13 protein-coding genes are annotated in these 13,734 nt (G+C 66.3%); 5 read left to right on the top strand and 8 right to left on the bottom strand.

Translation table 11 applies throughout. The features are described 5' to 3' along the window. Positions 1-3 precede the first annotated feature (3 nt). A complete protein-coding gene (locus B8W69_RS07305; RefSeq protein WP_009953753.1) occupies positions 4-813 on the top strand; it encodes an enoyl-CoA hydratase/isomerase family protein in 810 nt (269 codons plus the stop codon). A 25-nt stretch (positions 814-838) separates the two neighbouring features. On the opposite strand, the gene B8W69_RS07310 is transcribed toward B8W69_RS07305, so the two are convergent. The 5 genes from B8W69_RS07310 to B8W69_RS07330 all read right to left on the bottom strand — a co-directional run bounded on the left by B8W69_RS07310 (position 839) and on the right by B8W69_RS07330 (position 5,883). Then, positions 839-1,663: a PaaI family thioesterase gene (locus tag B8W69_RS07310; RefSeq protein WP_085289233.1), complete on the bottom strand. Its 825-nt coding sequence runs from the start codon at positions 1,661-1,663 to the stop codon at positions 839-841. Next, positions 1,660-2,400, bottom strand: a complete 741-nt coding sequence (locus B8W69_RS07315) for a FadR/GntR family transcriptional regulator (RefSeq protein ID WP_083175162.1) — start codon at positions 2,398-2,400, stop codon at positions 1,660-1,662. Before B8W69_RS07315 ends, B8W69_RS07310 begins: the two co-directional genes overlap by 4 nt. A 108-nt stretch (positions 2,401-2,508) precedes the next feature. Beyond that, positions 2,509-3,651 carry an acyl-CoA dehydrogenase family protein gene (locus tag B8W69_RS07320; RefSeq protein ID WP_009953756.1) on the bottom strand — a complete coding sequence of 381 codons (1,143 nt, stop codon included), beginning with the start codon at positions 3,649-3,651 and terminating at the stop codon, positions 2,509-2,511. A 10-nt stretch (positions 3,652-3,661) separates the two neighbouring features. Beyond that, positions 3,662-4,681 carry an acyl-CoA dehydrogenase family protein gene (locus B8W69_RS07325; RefSeq protein ID WP_014379517.1) on the bottom strand — a complete coding sequence of 340 codons (1,020 nt, stop codon included), beginning with the start codon at positions 4,679-4,681 and terminating at the stop codon, positions 3,662-3,664. Further along, positions 4,678-5,883 carry an acyl-CoA dehydrogenase family protein gene (locus B8W69_RS07330; RefSeq protein ID WP_083175165.1) on the bottom strand — a complete coding sequence of 402 codons (1,206 nt, stop codon included), beginning with the start codon at positions 5,881-5,883 and terminating at the stop codon, positions 4,678-4,680. The genes B8W69_RS07325 and B8W69_RS07330 overlap by 4 nt, the downstream gene beginning before the upstream one ends. Before the next feature lie 115 nt (positions 5,884-5,998). On the opposite strand from B8W69_RS07330, the gene B8W69_RS07335 reads away from it, so the two are divergent. The 4 genes from B8W69_RS07335 to B8W69_RS07350 are packed head-to-tail and all read left to right on the top strand — an operon-like array spanning position 5,999 to position 10,451. After that, positions 5,999-7,492 carry an aldehyde dehydrogenase family protein gene (locus B8W69_RS07335; protein ID WP_014382029.1) on the top strand — a complete coding sequence of 498 codons (1,494 nt, stop codon included), beginning with the start codon at positions 5,999-6,001 and terminating at the stop codon, positions 7,490-7,492. Then, entirely contained in the window at positions 7,489-8,700 is a 1,212-nt protein-coding gene (locus tag B8W69_RS07340; RefSeq protein ID WP_009953761.1) for a CaiB/BaiF CoA transferase family protein, read from the top strand. Before B8W69_RS07335 ends, B8W69_RS07340 begins: the two co-directional genes overlap by 4 nt. After that, positions 8,700-9,659 (top strand): VOC family protein, encoded by a 960-nt coding sequence (locus tag B8W69_RS07345; protein WP_085289234.1) that lies wholly within the window; start codon positions 8,700-8,702, stop codon positions 9,657-9,659. Before B8W69_RS07340 ends, B8W69_RS07345 begins: the two co-directional genes overlap by 1 nt. 15 nt (positions 9,660-9,674) lie before the next feature. Then, the gene (locus B8W69_RS07350) at positions 9,675-10,451 is read left to right on the top strand and encodes an SDR family NAD(P)-dependent oxidoreductase (RefSeq protein WP_085289235.1); all 777 of its coding nucleotides are present in this window, start codon (positions 9,675-9,677) and stop codon (positions 10,449-10,451) included. A gap of 12 nt (positions 10,452-10,463) precedes the next feature. On the opposite strand, the gene B8W69_RS07355 is transcribed toward B8W69_RS07350, so the two are convergent. The 3 genes from B8W69_RS07355 to B8W69_RS31955 are packed head-to-tail and all read right to left on the bottom strand — an operon-like array spanning position 10,464 to position 13,726. Further along, positions 10,464-11,375, bottom strand: a complete 912-nt coding sequence (locus tag B8W69_RS07355; protein WP_047322077.1) for an SDR family NAD(P)-dependent oxidoreductase — start codon at positions 11,373-11,375, stop codon at positions 10,464-10,466. Positions 11,376-11,390: 15 nt separating this feature from the next. After that, positions 11,391-12,593, bottom strand: a complete 1,203-nt coding sequence (locus tag B8W69_RS07360; protein WP_085289236.1) for an acetyl-CoA hydrolase/transferase C-terminal domain-containing protein — start codon at positions 12,591-12,593, stop codon at positions 11,391-11,393. Next, the gene (locus B8W69_RS31955; protein ID WP_342744679.1) at positions 12,590-13,726 is read right to left on the bottom strand and encodes an acyl-CoA dehydrogenase family protein; all 1,137 of its coding nucleotides are present in this window, start codon (positions 13,724-13,726) and stop codon (positions 12,590-12,592) included. Before B8W69_RS31955 ends, B8W69_RS07360 begins: the two co-directional genes overlap by 4 nt. Positions 13,727-13,734 lie beyond the last annotated feature (8 nt).

Raw genomic sequence — 13,734 nt, forward strand, 5'->3', positions numbered from 1 at the left:
CACATGACAACTTCCGAGATCGCCACCCTGCCCGGCTACGAAGAGTTTGCGCCGTGGCTGCTGGTGGAGAAGACCGGCAACGTGCACGTGATCAGCATCAACCGGCCGGAGGCTTTCAACGCCGTCAACGAGGACGTGCACCACGCGTTCGCGACGATCTGGCGGGTACTGGCCGCCGACGATGACGTGCGGGCGGTGGTGACAACCGGTGTCGGAAAGGCATTTTCCGCGGGCGGCGACATGGTGATGTTCGGGCGCCTCATCGAGGACCCAGTGGCACGTCAGTTTCAGATCACCGAGGCCCGCACGGTTTTTCTCGAGGTGATCAATTTCCCCAAGCCGCTGGTGTCGGCCGTCAACGGCCCGGCTGTCGGGCTCGGCTGCTCGATCGCTTTGTTGAGCGACTTCCTGGTGATGGGGGAGAACAGCTACCTGGCCGACCCGCATGTCGCGGTCGGCTTGGTGGCCGGTGACGGCGGTGCCGCGATGCTTCCGCTGCTGATCGGCCTGATGAAAGCCAAAGAGTATGTGCTGCTCGGGGATCGGATCACCCCTGCCATTGCGGACAAGCTGAACCTCGTCACCAAAGTGGCCACCGATGACACCGTGCTCGACGAGGCGCTCGCAATAGGAGAGCGGCTGGCCGGTCTGCCGCCTCAGGCCCTGCGCGCCAGCAAGGTCGCGATGAACATGCACCTGTCTCGGGCCGCGCTCGGTGTGCTGGAGTACGCGCTGGCCGAGGAATACACGTCGTTCTCGACCCCGGAATTCAAGGAGCGGGTGGCCGCGTTCCGGGCGCGCTCGAAGAAGTAGCTCGACGGGCCGGCGCGGGAATCAGTCAGCGGTAGGCCGTCACTCGCGCGGTGATCGCCACCTTGCGGTCGTGGCCGGTGGCCTGCGCATCGCCCACGCCGGTGTTGCGGCCTACGCGCAACGGCGTGCCCTCGTAGCGGGATTCATTGCCGGCGAAAAACGGACGCAGAAAGTTCACTCGCAACGAGGAGGTCTGCAGCAGACCGCCGGAACGGTTCTGGTTGATCGCCGCCGAAGCCGCGAGCTCGAGGCCGGCGGCGGCCACGCCGCCGTGCACGATGTCCATGTCGTTGTTCAGGTTGCCGTCCGCACGCTGCGCCAGCACCGTCGCCGGACCATCCTGCGCGACGTGCACCGCCATCAGGTCGGCGAACGCGGTCTCGCCCGACCGGCGCAGGGTCTCCGACCGTTGCTGAGGGACGATGTCGCCGGCGTGGATGAAGAATGACCGCACTATGCCGGTGCCGATCACCACGCCGCGATAGGTCAGCGTGCAGATCCCCAGCGACGTGGCACCCAGCGGACCGGGTGAGTGCGCGCTGGCCAGCACCGGGCCGTCGAGTTCGCCGACGTCGGGGCTGAGGTCCATCGAAAGCTCGCTTGACACCGTCCAGTGCCCGGGCCGCCTGCGGTAGTGGTTGACGATCCCGGCGGCCGCGTCGACGAGGATCGCCAAGGGGGCCACAGTGGGAGCGCCGGTGCACGGATTGCGGAATCGATGCATCGGCATCGACAGCACGGCTGTGGCCTTGGGCGGGTCTGATTCGACGTATCCGATACCGAACCGGACCTGTATCGAGTCGGGTGTCTCGAGATCGTGCTGGTTTACCTGTTCGTCGACCCCGGTCATTCGAGAAGGTCTACGACGGTGGACAATTCGGCGCCGGTCAAGACGAACTCCTCTGCCTTCTGCAGGTGGCGCTTCCAGAGCTCGCCGGCCTGCTCGGCGTCGCCGTCCTTGATCATGTCCAGCACCATCCGGTGGGTCTTCGCTGAGCGGCGGACCGCCTGCTCGGCGCGCGTGCCCTTGGTTGGCTGCAGCGACCGGTTGGCCTTCTCGATGATGTGATGCAGCATGTCGCTGACGATTTGCAGAGTGCTGTTGCCGGATAACCGCGCGATTGCGGCGTGGAAGTCGGTGAGCTGATCGACGGCGTCGCTGCCGGGATTCAGCTGCGATTCGCGTTCGACGATCTGCTCGAGTTCGGCGATCACCTTGGGACTGCGGTCCTTGGCCAGCTGCTCGACCATCGGAACCTCGAGCGTCACTCGTGCGTCATAGACGTCCTTCACCGTGACGCCTTCGTATTCGAGAATCAAGCCGGCATAGCGGGCGAGTGTCTCGCGCCGGGGGCGGGTGACGCGGGCGCCGCCGCGTACCCCACGCTGAACCTGAATCAACGACTCCGATTCGAGCACGCGGAACGCTTCCCGCAGCGTCGGCCGGGACACGCCGAAACGCTCCATCAGCTCCGATTCCGGCGGCAACATGGTGCCTTCGGTGATCTCGCCGCGGATGAACATTCGCCGCAGCACCGTGGCCACCCGATCGGCCATCTTCGGTTCTCGAAGACTGGTGACCTCCATTGCAACCTCCACCGCTATGCGAATATGCGAATCAACTAACCATTTAGAGGTTAGCCGAACTAGAGGGCCGAGTCGGGAATCGGCGACCGTCAGTTAGCAAACTCACCCTTAGTACCCCATCGCCCGTCCCATGAGGTCCTTCATGATCTCAGTGGTGCCCGCATACAGCCGCTGCACCCGCGAGTCCCGCCAGAGTCTGGCTACTTCGTACTCGTTGATATAGCCGTAGCCGCCGTGCAGCTGCAGGCAGCGGTCGATGATCTCCCACTGGACTTCCGAGGTCCACCACTTCAGCCCGGCGGCGTCCTGATCGCTGAGGGTGCCGTCGTTGACCGAGAGCACGCATTGGTCGAGGTAGGTCTGAGCGGCGTCGAGCTTGGTCTGCATTTCGGCCAGGAAGTGCCTATTGACCTGAAACTTGCCGATGGGCTGCCCAAACGCGGTGCGCTCCAGCGCGTAGGCCTTGGTCAGGTCGAGCGCACGGCGGGCGGCCGGCAGCGCGTAGCAGGCTACGCCGACCCGCTCGCTGGGCAGGTTGGAGACCAGATGGTAGAAGCCGCGGTTGAGCTCTCCCACCAGGTTCTCCTTGGGCACCTTGACATCCTCGAAGAACAATTCCGCGGTGTCGGCGGAGTATTGGCCGATTTTGTCGAGCTTGCGGCCACGGGTGAAACCCTCCATCCCGTCCTCGATCATCAGCAGGCTGATGCCCTTGTGCCGCGCCGACGGATCGGTCTTCACGGCCGTCAGCACCAGCTTGGACAGCAGGCCGTTGCTGATAAAGGTCTTCTGGCCGTTGACCACCCAGTGGTCGCCCTCGTCGCGCGCGGTGGTCTTGATGCCGGCCAGGTCGGACCCCGCCGCGGGTTCGGACATCGCGATGGACCCGATGTACTCGCCGGAGACAAACTTGGGCAGCCAGCGTTCCTTCTGCTCCTCGGTGGTCAGATCGTTCAGGTACGGCACCAGGATGTCGTTCTGCACGCCGAGGCCGATGCCGACCGAACCGGTAAGGAACATCTCCTCGGAGACGATCTGATTGAACCGGAAGTCCTTGACGCCGAGCCCGCCGTACTTTTCGTCGAACTCCCAGCCGATCAATCCGTGTTCGCCTGCGGCCAGCCAGGCCTCACGGCTCACCTTGCCGTCGCGTTCCCACTTCTCGACGTTGGGCACGCATTCGCGCTCGAAGAAGCTCCTGGCGGTGGCCCGGAACTCGTCGTGGATCTCCTCGAAAATGTTGCGGCGCATGTACTTCCCTCTACTCGGCTGTCTCGTCGGCCCACGTGACGACGGCGGGCAGCGCGCGGCCGGTGGCCCAGCCCTCGTCGGAGTCCTCGAAGAGCCGCTCCGCGAGCAGCCCTTCGAGCTGGTCGTGTGACCCGCAGAGCGCGTCGATCTGGAATCCTCGAGTGACGTAGCGGTGCAGATCGTGCTCGGCGGTCAGTCCGATCGCACCGCACACCTGCAGTGCCACGTCGCTGACGGCGCGGTGTGCCCGGCCCGCGGCGGCCTTGGCGGCCAGCGCCAACAGTTCGCCGCCGTCTCGCCATGACTCGCCCAGCAGCGCCCGCGCGCCTGCCAGCACCGCCGAGGCATCGGCCAGTGCATGCCGCGGCGATTGGAATGACCCGATCGGTGCGCCGAACTGGACGCGCACGCTGACGTGGTCGACGGCGATGCGCAGCGCCCGCTCGGCCAGTTCCACCAGTTCGGTGGCCAGCGCCCGACGGGCTGCGGTGACGGCGTTCTTCCATTCGGTGGAGGCCTCGACCAGCGGGGTGTCGATTGATCCGCTCACTCGGGTCCAATGCGTCGACACGTCAAAGGTGTCCAGCCGCTGGCCGTTGAGCCGCGATGCGTCCACAACGGCCACCGAAACGGTGTTCCTCGGTCCGACTACCGGGACCACGATCCGGCCCTCCGGCGGTCCCAGCATGATGCCCGAGACCCGCTCAGCATCGGAACCCGCCACACTTCCGGTGGCGAGGTCGGGCAGCAGCACGTGAGCTGCGGAACCGTCGAGCACTCCGGCCAGTTCGGCCAACATGATGCGGTCCAAGCAGTCCGTCAGGGCCAGCGATCTGCCTTGCGCGCGGAACAACAGCTCACCCGCCTGGACGGGGTACTCGGCCTCGATCTCCGACCAGCCCAACTCGGCCAGCCGCCCACCGATTGCCAGGTGCTCACCGGCGTTCTTACCCGCCAGTTCCTCGAAGAGGCGAAACACCGCCTCTTCGACCATCTGCCATGACTCGTCGGGCACCGGCGCCTTCCTCATCGTTTCTCCTTGGGCAGCCCGAGCAGGTGGTCGGCGATGATGCCGCGCTGCACTTCGGCGGTGCCACCCATCACCGTGGCGGCCCGCGAGTACCACCACTCGGCCCGCGCGGTGTCCAGTTCCGCGCCGCCACGGCCTGTGCCGGCGATCAGGTGCTCTCGCTCGATTTCCAGGATGAGGTCGTTGACCTCCTTCTCGGCGCGGCCGAACAGCAGCTTGTCGATGCTGCTATCGGCACCGACCGCCTCGCCCGCGGCCAATCGGCGCACGGTGGTGGCAGTGCGTGCCTGGGCGGCCGCCACGTCGACATACACCCTGGCGAAGCGCCGGCGTTGCGCGTCGGTAGCGCCGGCGGTCACCATGTGCTCACGCAATCGACCCAATTCGGTGAGCACCTTGTTGAGCACCGCGTAGCCGTACATGCCGCGTTCGTACTGCATCAGATGCATCGCCACGGCCCAGCCGCCGCCGACGTCGCCGACGACCCGCTCACCGTCGACCCGGACGTCGTCGAAGAACACTTCGGCGAGTTCGCGGCGTCCGCTGGCCAGCGCGATCGGACGAATGGTGACGCCCGGTGCGTCGGCGTCGACCATGATCATCGTCAGCCCGCGGTGTCGGCTCTCGGGGGTTCCGGTCCGGACCAACGCCAACAGGCGCGTGGCGGTGGGCCCTTGGCTGGTCCAGATCTTCTGACCGTTGACGACGAACCCCCCGGCCCCGTCGTCGACCGCGCGGGTGCGCAGGCTGGCCAGGTCGCTGCCCGACTCGGGTTCTGAGAAACTTTGGCCCCACCACTCGACGCCGCTGAGGTAACCCGGCAGATACGCCGCGGCCAGACCGGGAGCGAACTTCAACAGAGCGGGGCCGAGGGTCTCCAGCGTCCAGTGTTGGGCCGGAATGGGCAGCATCGCGCGGCCGAGTTCCTCGTAGTACACCGCACGGTGAATCTCGTTGCCGCCCAACCCACCCGCGGCCTCCGGCCAGCCGTACCGGTTCCAGCCGTCGGCGTTCAGAGTGGCCATCACCGTGGCGTCGTGCGCAAGTCCGTCCTCGGCGCTGGTGAACGCGGCCGCGCGCCACTCGTCGGCTGTCTTCAAATTACGCAGGTAACGTCGGAAGTCCTCGCGGTACGCCGCGATGCTGGACAGGTATTCGGGGTGGCGACCGCTATGCAGGGCGCTATCGACAGGGGCGGACAACTGCTGCCCTTCCGTTGGTTCTCGCGTCTCGCCAGCCGGAGCTGAATCCGCTAAACAGTTATCTATAACAAGGTACACTAGCCCCACGCCGACAACTCTGCGAGAGGGAGCGCCAATGACGGCTTCACCGGTCGCCGCTACAACTGTCCAGTTCAATCCCGAGGCCAGGCTTTTTATCGACGGCCGGTTGCGGGATTCGTCGACCGGTAAGACCGTCGACAACATCAATCCGGCTAACGAAGAAGTGCTCGGCCTCGCCACCGACGCCAGCGCCGAAGACATGGAGGAGGCCATCGCCGCTGCCCGGCGTGCCTTCGACTCCACCGACTGGTCCACCAACCACGAGTTCCGTCAACGCTGCCTGATGCAGTTGCACGACGCGCTGCAGGAGGAAGCCGAAGACATCCGCGCCGAGCTGATCGCCGAGGTCGGTGCGACGGTGGGGATGACCCACATCGCACAGATGGGATGGCCGCTGGCCGACGCCATCCGGTGGCCGGCCCAGCTGATCTCGACCTTCCAATGGGAGCGGATGCTCGATCAGGACGCGAAGATGGGCGTGCCGTACAACCGCGTCGTGGTCAAGGAGCCGATGGGTGTCGTCGGCGCGATCACGCCGTGGAATTTCCCGTTCGAGATCATCAGCAACAAGGTGGGCCAGATCCTGGCCACCGGCAACACGATGGTGCTCAAGCCGGCCATGGAGACGCCGTGGAGCGCCCTGCGGTGGGGCCGGATCATCGCCGAGAAGACTGACATCCCGGCCGGTGTCGTCAACATCGTCCCGGCGTCGGACAACGACATCGCCCAGGTGCTCGCCACCGACCCGCGGATTGACATGGTCTCCTTCACCGGATCAACAGCTGTCGGCAAAGTCATCCAGCGGCTCTCGGCCGACACCATGAAGCGCAACATGCTCGAGCTCGGCGGCAAGTCGGTGTACCTGGTGCTCGATGATGCCGACATGGACACGGCGCTGCCCGGCTGTATCGGCGCACTGATGCATTCCGGGCAGGGGTGTGCGCTGGCCACCCGGATGCTCGTCCCGCGTTCCCATTACGACCAGGCCGTCGAGGTCGCCTCCGCGACATTTGGCTCCCTGGCCGTCGGCGACCCTGCGGACCCGAATACCTTCTGCGGGCCGCTGGTCTCGGCCAAGCAACAGGCCCGGGTGCTGAACTACATCGAGATAGCCAAGCGTGACGGAGGCCGCGTCACCACGGGCGGCGGAGTTCCCGACGGCCTGGACCGCGGATACTTCGTGGCACCGACCGTCGTTGCCGACGTCGCACCGGACCACACGATCTTCCAGGAGGAAGTGTTCGGGCCGGTGCTGTCCATCACGCCGTACGACGGAGGTGACGACGGCGCCGTCGAGTTGGCCAACAACTCCACCTACGGCCTGGCCGGCGGCATCATGGGCTCCGACGAGCGCGCCATGGCCGTCGCCCGCCGCATCCGCACCGGCTCACTGATGATCAACAGTGGCATGTACTACGGCGCCGACGCCCCCTTCGGTGGCTACAAGATGAGCGGTATCGGCAGGCAGAACGGCATCGAGGGCTTCGAGCAGCATCTACAGACCAAGACGATCGGATACCCCCTGTGAGCGACATCCTCAGCGGAATACGCGTCGTTGAGCTGGCGGCGTGGACATTCGTTCCGGCCGCGGGCGCCGTGCTCGCCGATTGGGGTGCCGACGTCATCAAAATCGAGCACCCCGAGACCGGTGACCCGCAGCGTGGCCTGATCAGCTCCGGGATCGTCACCGGCGCAGGGGGAGTGAATCACTTCATCGAGCAACCGAACCGCGGCAAGCGCAGCATTGGGCTGGACACCTCGACCCCGGACGGGCTCGAGCTGCTGATGAAGCTGCTCGAAACCGCCGACGTCTTTGTCACGAATCTGCTGCCGGATTCGCGCCAGCGGATGGGGATTGACGTCGAGCAGGTGCGGGCGCGCAACCCCAAGATCATCTATGCCCGCGGCCACGGCTACGGCACCCGTGGCGACCTCGCCTCGCAGGGCGGCTTCGACCTGGCCGCCTACTGGGCGCGCGGCGGCATCGGCGATGCCTATTCGGCCGGCGACGGCACCTACCCGCCGATTCAGCGACCGGCATTCGGCGACTCCTATGGTGGGCTGGCGATCGCGGGCGGAATCGCCGCGGCCCTGGTGAAGCGCGAGCGCACCGGCGAACCGTCGGTGGTCGACGTGTCGCTGCTCAACGCCGCGATCTGGCAGTTGGGTCCGGACATCGTCGGATCAGGCGTCACCGGTCAGGACATCCCGAAGTTCAACCTCGACGAGATGCCCAACCCGGTGGCCAGCATCTACAAGACCCGCGACAACCGGTTCATCGCCTTCGTGCTGCTGCAGGCCGACCGATTCTGGGCGGACTTCTGCACCCGGCTGGGCCGCACCGATCTGATCGAGGACGAACGGTTCGCCAATGCGGTCGTGCGGTTCGGCAACCGTCAGGAGTGTATCGGCGAGTTGCGCAGCGCGTTCGAGTCCCAAGATCTCTCGCACTGGGAGAAGGCATTTGCTGGTTTCGACGGGGTGTGGGACGTCATGCACACCGCGCATGAGGTGCACAGTGACCCGCAGGTGATCGCGAACGGGTATCTGCCAAGGGTCACCGATGCGAACGACAACGAGTTCGCGCTGGCTGCCAGCCCCGTGCAGTTCGACGAGGCTCCGCTGGACCTGACGTGTGCGCCGGGCCACGGTGAGCACACCGACGCGCTGTTGGCCGAGTTGGGCTTCAGCGAAGAAGAGATCATCGAATTCAAAATCAATTCGGTTGTGCTGTAGTGGGTTCCGAGGAACTCGCGCGACGGTTCCTGCACGTCAATCTCAACTGCGCATCGCTGGACGCCACCGAGGCGCTCTATGTCGGGCAGCTTGGACTGGCGGCGCGAATGCGCACCGATCCCAAAGTTCCGACCGACGGCAGCATCCTCGGCATCGACGGCGACGAAACGTTTTGCGAGACATCGTTTCTCTACGATTCGCGAGGCGGCCGCGCCGGCTGCGCTTTGGAGGCCATCGAGTTTCACAACCCGGCGCTGAAAGCCGATCCGAACAGTGACCCGACTCGTCCCGGCATCCGGTCAACGCTGCTGACAGTGGCCGATCTCGATGCAACCGTCATAGCGTTGCGTGAGGCCGGCATCACCGTGGGCGGGCCGGTCGACGGCCTGATCTCCGGCTCTAAATCGGTTCTCGCGGTCGACCCCGACGGAGCGGTCATCGAGCTCACCGAAGCCCCGAGCGATAAGCCGGGGGCGGTGTTCGCCGGAATCCGCCTCGCCGCCATCGACGCAGTGGCCACCGGAGAGTTTCTTGCCGCGATCGGTTTCACTCAGGTGCAGGCGCCGACTCAAGTCGAGGTGGCCGGCGACCAACTCACCCCTGGCGGGTCACCCGATGCCGTCAAATGCGCGGTGTCGCGCTACGCGCTTCCTGAGGACGCCCATCAGTTCAGCCTCACCATTGTGGAACATCCCGACACGCGTGACGCGGACCCGGTGCCGTGGGGCGGGAACCATCAAGGGCTGTACCGCTGCGCGCTGCGGGTGGAAAACACCGAGGCGGCAATGGCGTTGGTCCCGAATTCCGTTGAGACCATGGGTGATCCGGTGTGGTGCCCGTTGCCGGGCACCAAGATCGAGGGGCTCTACATCTCGTTCCTGCGCTCGCCCGACGGAGTGGTATTCGAATTCGTCGAGCGGCCGCTGAAGTACTTCAGTCCGGCCGTGGCAAGGGGTTGAGCGTTGGACCTGGGAGTGCGCGGCAAGGGTTATGTCGTCGTCGGCGGGACGGCCGGCATGGGACTGGCGGCAGCACGGGCGCTGGCTCGCGAGGGTGCGTCGGTCGTCGTGGTCGGGCGCGATCCACAGCGGGGCAAGAACGCCGCGGAAGAAGTCGCCGCAGCGGGTGCTGCCTCGGCGCATGACCTGGTCTTCGACGTGAGTCAGCCCGGCGCCGCGGTGGCCGCGGTCGACGAGGCAGTGCGGCTTCTCGGCAGGCTCGACGGCATCGCGGTCACTATGGGCACCGCGGGGATGATGCCGATCGACTCCGACGACCATGCCTGGGACACCGCGTTTCACGACGTCTTGCTGGCCACCGTCCGCAGCGTGCAGGCGGCACTGCCGCACCTCGCGGTCAACGGAGGCGCGATCGTGACCACCGCCGCGTACTCGGCGCGCTCGCCGCACGAGCCCCGGCTGCCCTACGCCAGCCTCAAGGCGGCCGTTGCCACCTTCACCCGCGGCATCGCGCGCACCCATGGCAAATCGGGCATCCGGGCGAACAGCGTAGCCCCCGGCGCCGTGGAAACCGATGCGCTGCATGCCATCCGGGGATACGTCGCTGAAAGCAAGGGCTATCCCTACGACGAGGCCCTCGAGCGGGCACTGGTGGAGGATTTCGGGTTCGACGCCGCGCTCGGGCGCCCCGGACAGCCCGATGAGATCGGCGCGTTGATCGCCTTCCTGCTATCGGACATCTGCGCGTTCGTTACCGGCCAGACCATCTACGCCGATGGCGGTGCGCCGTAATCTCTTCGGGGCTCAGGCCGTCGGCAGCGGTCCGGCCAGTCCGCGGGGCGAAGTCGCGTAGAGCCAGCTGACGGCCTGTCCGATCTCGGAAAAGGTCAGCGAAGCACCATCTTTAGCGTGGTAAGCGCCGGGCGCTTCGGTGAAGCCCTCGATGCGGGTGAGCTTGTCGCCGTTGATACGCAGGATCTGTCCGGTGAGCCACGACGACTGTGCCGATTGCAGCCAGGCCACCACAGCGGAGCTGCGGGCGGGATCCAGCGCGGGATCGTCAGCCCGGGCGCCGAAGACATCGGCGGTCATTCGCGACATCGCCAGTGGCGAGATCGCATTGACCGCAACACCGTAACGCTGTGCCTCCATCGCGGTGACGAGCGTCAGGTTGGCGATCGCGGCCTTGGCCGCGCCGTAAGCGCTCTGCCCGACATTGCCCCACAAGCCCGCGCCGGACACCGTATTGACGATGTGCGCGTCAATCGGGTTGCCTGCCTTGAACTGAGCACGCCAGTACTCGCAGGCATGTCGGGTGACGGCGAAGGTGCCTTTCAGATGTACGGCGATGACGGCGTCCCAATCGGCCTCGCGGGAGGCGGCCACCATGGAATCCCGCAGGATGCCCGCGTTGTTCACCACTCCGGTCAGGCAACCGAAAGTGTCGATGGCGGTGGAGATCATGTCGGCGACGTCGTCCCACGCCGATACCGAACCCGTGTGCGCGACGGCCTTGCCGCCGGACGCCTCGATCTCGGCGACGACGTCCGCCGCGGGACCTTCCTCGTCACTGCTAGAACCGTCCCGGCCGACGCCTGGATCGTTGACAACGACGGCCGCGCCCTGCTTGGCCAACTCGAGGCAGTGGCCGCGGCCGATACCCCGTCCACCTCCGGTGACCAGGACGACCTTACCGGTCAGCGGACCTTCAGGCATTGCGCGTTATCTCCTTCATTCCGTGAATAATTCGGCTATCAGTGTGCGGCGCTGGGGCCAGTCTGCCGCGCGCAAGTCGACGTACCCGGCCTCGGTGACGATCAGGTCGACGTCGTGGGCGGGGGTGGAAGTGGGCCTGCTGAGCTGCTCGACCAGGGGTGAGCGCCCGTTCACCCGCGTCGGAACGGCGATGATCGACAGTCCGCCGCTACTCACTCGGGCGGCGGCGCAATAGTCGGGATGTCCGCCGATACCACCAACCACCTTGTCGCGCACGCCTTCGACATTGACCTGCCCGTATTGGTCGATCTCGATGGCGGTGTTCACCGCGACCAGCGGTGCACCGCGCGACAGCCGGGTGAGGTCGTGGGTGTAGTCGAGTCCGCGCAGGATCCGGCGCCCGTCGGCCCAGTCGTAGAGCGCGTCGCTGCCCAGCAGATACGTCGCCGACGGAGTGCCCGCCAACAGGCCGCGCCGGTCCAAGTCGACGACGGCGTCGGTGAGTAGCCCGGTGTCGATATACAACGGCACCTGTGCCCGTCGCAGCAGTGCGGTGCCGAGCTGGCCGGGTCCGTACTGGATACGGGCGCCCTCTGGCAGCAACCGCAATACCGCATCGGCGAGCGCCTCGTGGATCGGCTCGGGCTCGCGCTGCGGTACTCGTAGTGGGCCGCCCCGCACAGTGCCAAGTACCTCGAGGCCCGGCGGGCCGAGTCCAGGCTCGGCAGCCGCTGCGGGCGCCGAGGTGTCGATGATCGCGAGAGTCCTTGTCCTGCTGTCGGTTACCGCGCGCTGCCAGGACACCTCGGTGCTGAAGTGCAGCAAGCCATCCCGGCGGACCAGCCGGGTGAGCAGCACGTCGGGCCGCAGCACATCGGCCAGCAGGGCGGGAATCGCCGCCAGCCGCGTCGGCAGGAACCGCGCCTTCGGGCTGCGCAGCACCTCACGCACACCCCACCCGGGCATCAACGCAACCACCTCACCGAACGCGTCTGCGTCGAGGCCGTCGATCGGGGCGGGCAGCCAGCCCAGTACCAGCCGCACCGAGCCGACCTCCCTGGCCGCGGCGCTCAGCGTCGCGCCGACCGAGCCGCCGTCGTCAAGGCAGCCCAGCGCGCCAACTCCGTCGCCGAGGGCAACCGTCATTCCGGGGCGCAGCGCAGCGCGCAACGCGGCGGTGAAGTCGACCCTGGTCAAAGGGTTCAAACCCGCTGTCATCGCGGTTCTTTGGGAAGTCCGAGCACTCGCTCGCCGAGGATGTTGCGCTGAATCTCGCTGGTTCCGCCCAGGATAGTCTGCGCTCGACCGATCAGCATGTGGTGCACCAGGCCGTCCTCCTCGGGGTCGGTGCACGCGTCGGTACCGAGCACCTCGGTGGCCATGTCACCCAGGTCCTGATCGGTTTCCGAGGTCATCAGCTTGAGCACCGAGAAGGCCGGCGACGTCAGGTCACCCGAGTCGATGGCGCGCTGCCAGGTGAACCGCAGCAGCCACATCCTGGCCCACAATCGGGTCATCGACCTGGACAGCACCGGGTCGAGCAGGTCGTGGTCCCGGGCCGCATCGACCATGCGCTCGTGCAACCGGAACATCGATACGGCCTGCGAACCCAACGTCAGGCGCTCACGGCCCAGCGTCACCATCGCCACTGTCCAGCCCTGACCGACTTCACCGATCAGGGCATCTTCGTCGAGCTCGGCGCCGTCGAAGAAGACTTCGTTGAATTTGCTCTCACCGTCCATCTGGGTCAGTGGACGCACCGTCACCCCCGGGATATCCATGGGCACAACGAACATCGACAAGTCACGGTGCTTGTCCGGGCCGGTGCGGGCGAGCAGCAGCCCGAAGCGGGCCGAGGCGGCCGCCGAACTCCACACCTTCTGACCATCGATCCGCCAGCCGGTCGTGGTGCGCTCGGCACGGGTACGCACACCGGCGAGGTCTGACCCGGCGCCAGGCTCGGAGAAGAGCTGACACCAGACATCGTCGCCCAGCCTGATCGGCTCCAGAAAGCGATCCTTCTGTTCCTGGCTGCCGAACTTGATCAGCACCGGTCCGACCAGGTCAGCGCCGGTGATGTTGAGCTGACGGGGCACTTCGGCTCGCGCGCACTCCTCGGCGAAGACGGCCTGGTACGTCACTGTTGCTGCGGCACCGCCGAACTCGCGCGGCCAGTGCAGACACGCGTAGCCGTGGTCGGCCAGATAGCGGTGCCAGACCCGGCCGGCTTCGACGTCATCCGCGGTGGGAGTGGGCCCGTAGTTCCGGAGGCCGGCCGGCCTGGGTGCGTTGTCCAGGAAAGAGCGGATCTCCGCGCGTAGGGCGTCGACATCGTTGAGCTCTTTCGTCACTTCTGGCG

The organism is Mycolicibacterium vulneris (assembly GCF_002104765.1).
GTDB lineage: Bacteria > Actinomycetota > Actinomycetes > Mycobacteriales > Mycobacteriaceae > Mycobacterium > Mycobacterium vulneris.

What these genes read in the sequence shown, in the direction of transcription:
- B8W69_RS07315 (WP_083175162.1), bottom strand. Translation starts at nt 2,400, where the DNA reads ATGGAGGTCACCAGTCTTCGAGAACCGAAGATGGCCGATCGGGTGGCC.
- B8W69_RS07310 (WP_085289233.1), bottom strand. Translation starts at nt 1,663, where the DNA reads ATGACCGGGGTCGACGAACAGGTAAACCAGCACGATCTCGAGACACCC.
- B8W69_RS07360 (WP_085289236.1), bottom strand. Translation starts at nt 12,593, where the DNA reads ATGACAGCGGGTTTGAACCCTTTGACCAGGGTCGACTTCACCGCCGCG.
- B8W69_RS07355 (WP_047322077.1), bottom strand. Translation starts at nt 11,375, where the DNA reads ATGCCTGAAGGTCCGCTGACCGGTAAGGTCGTCCTGGTCACCGGAGGT.
- B8W69_RS07320 (WP_009953756.1), bottom strand. Translation starts at nt 3,651, where the DNA reads ATGCGCCGCAACATTTTCGAGGAGATCCACGACGAGTTCCGGGCCACC.
- B8W69_RS07305 (WP_009953753.1), top strand. Translation starts at nt 4, where the DNA reads ATGACAACTTCCGAGATCGCCACCCTGCCCGGCTACGAAGAGTTTGCG.
- B8W69_RS07325 (WP_014379517.1), bottom strand. Translation starts at nt 4,681, where the DNA reads ATGAGGAAGGCGCCGGTGCCCGACGAGTCATGGCAGATGGTCGAAGAG.
- B8W69_RS07335 (WP_014382029.1), top strand. Translation starts at nt 5,999, where the DNA reads ATGACGGCTTCACCGGTCGCCGCTACAACTGTCCAGTTCAATCCCGAG.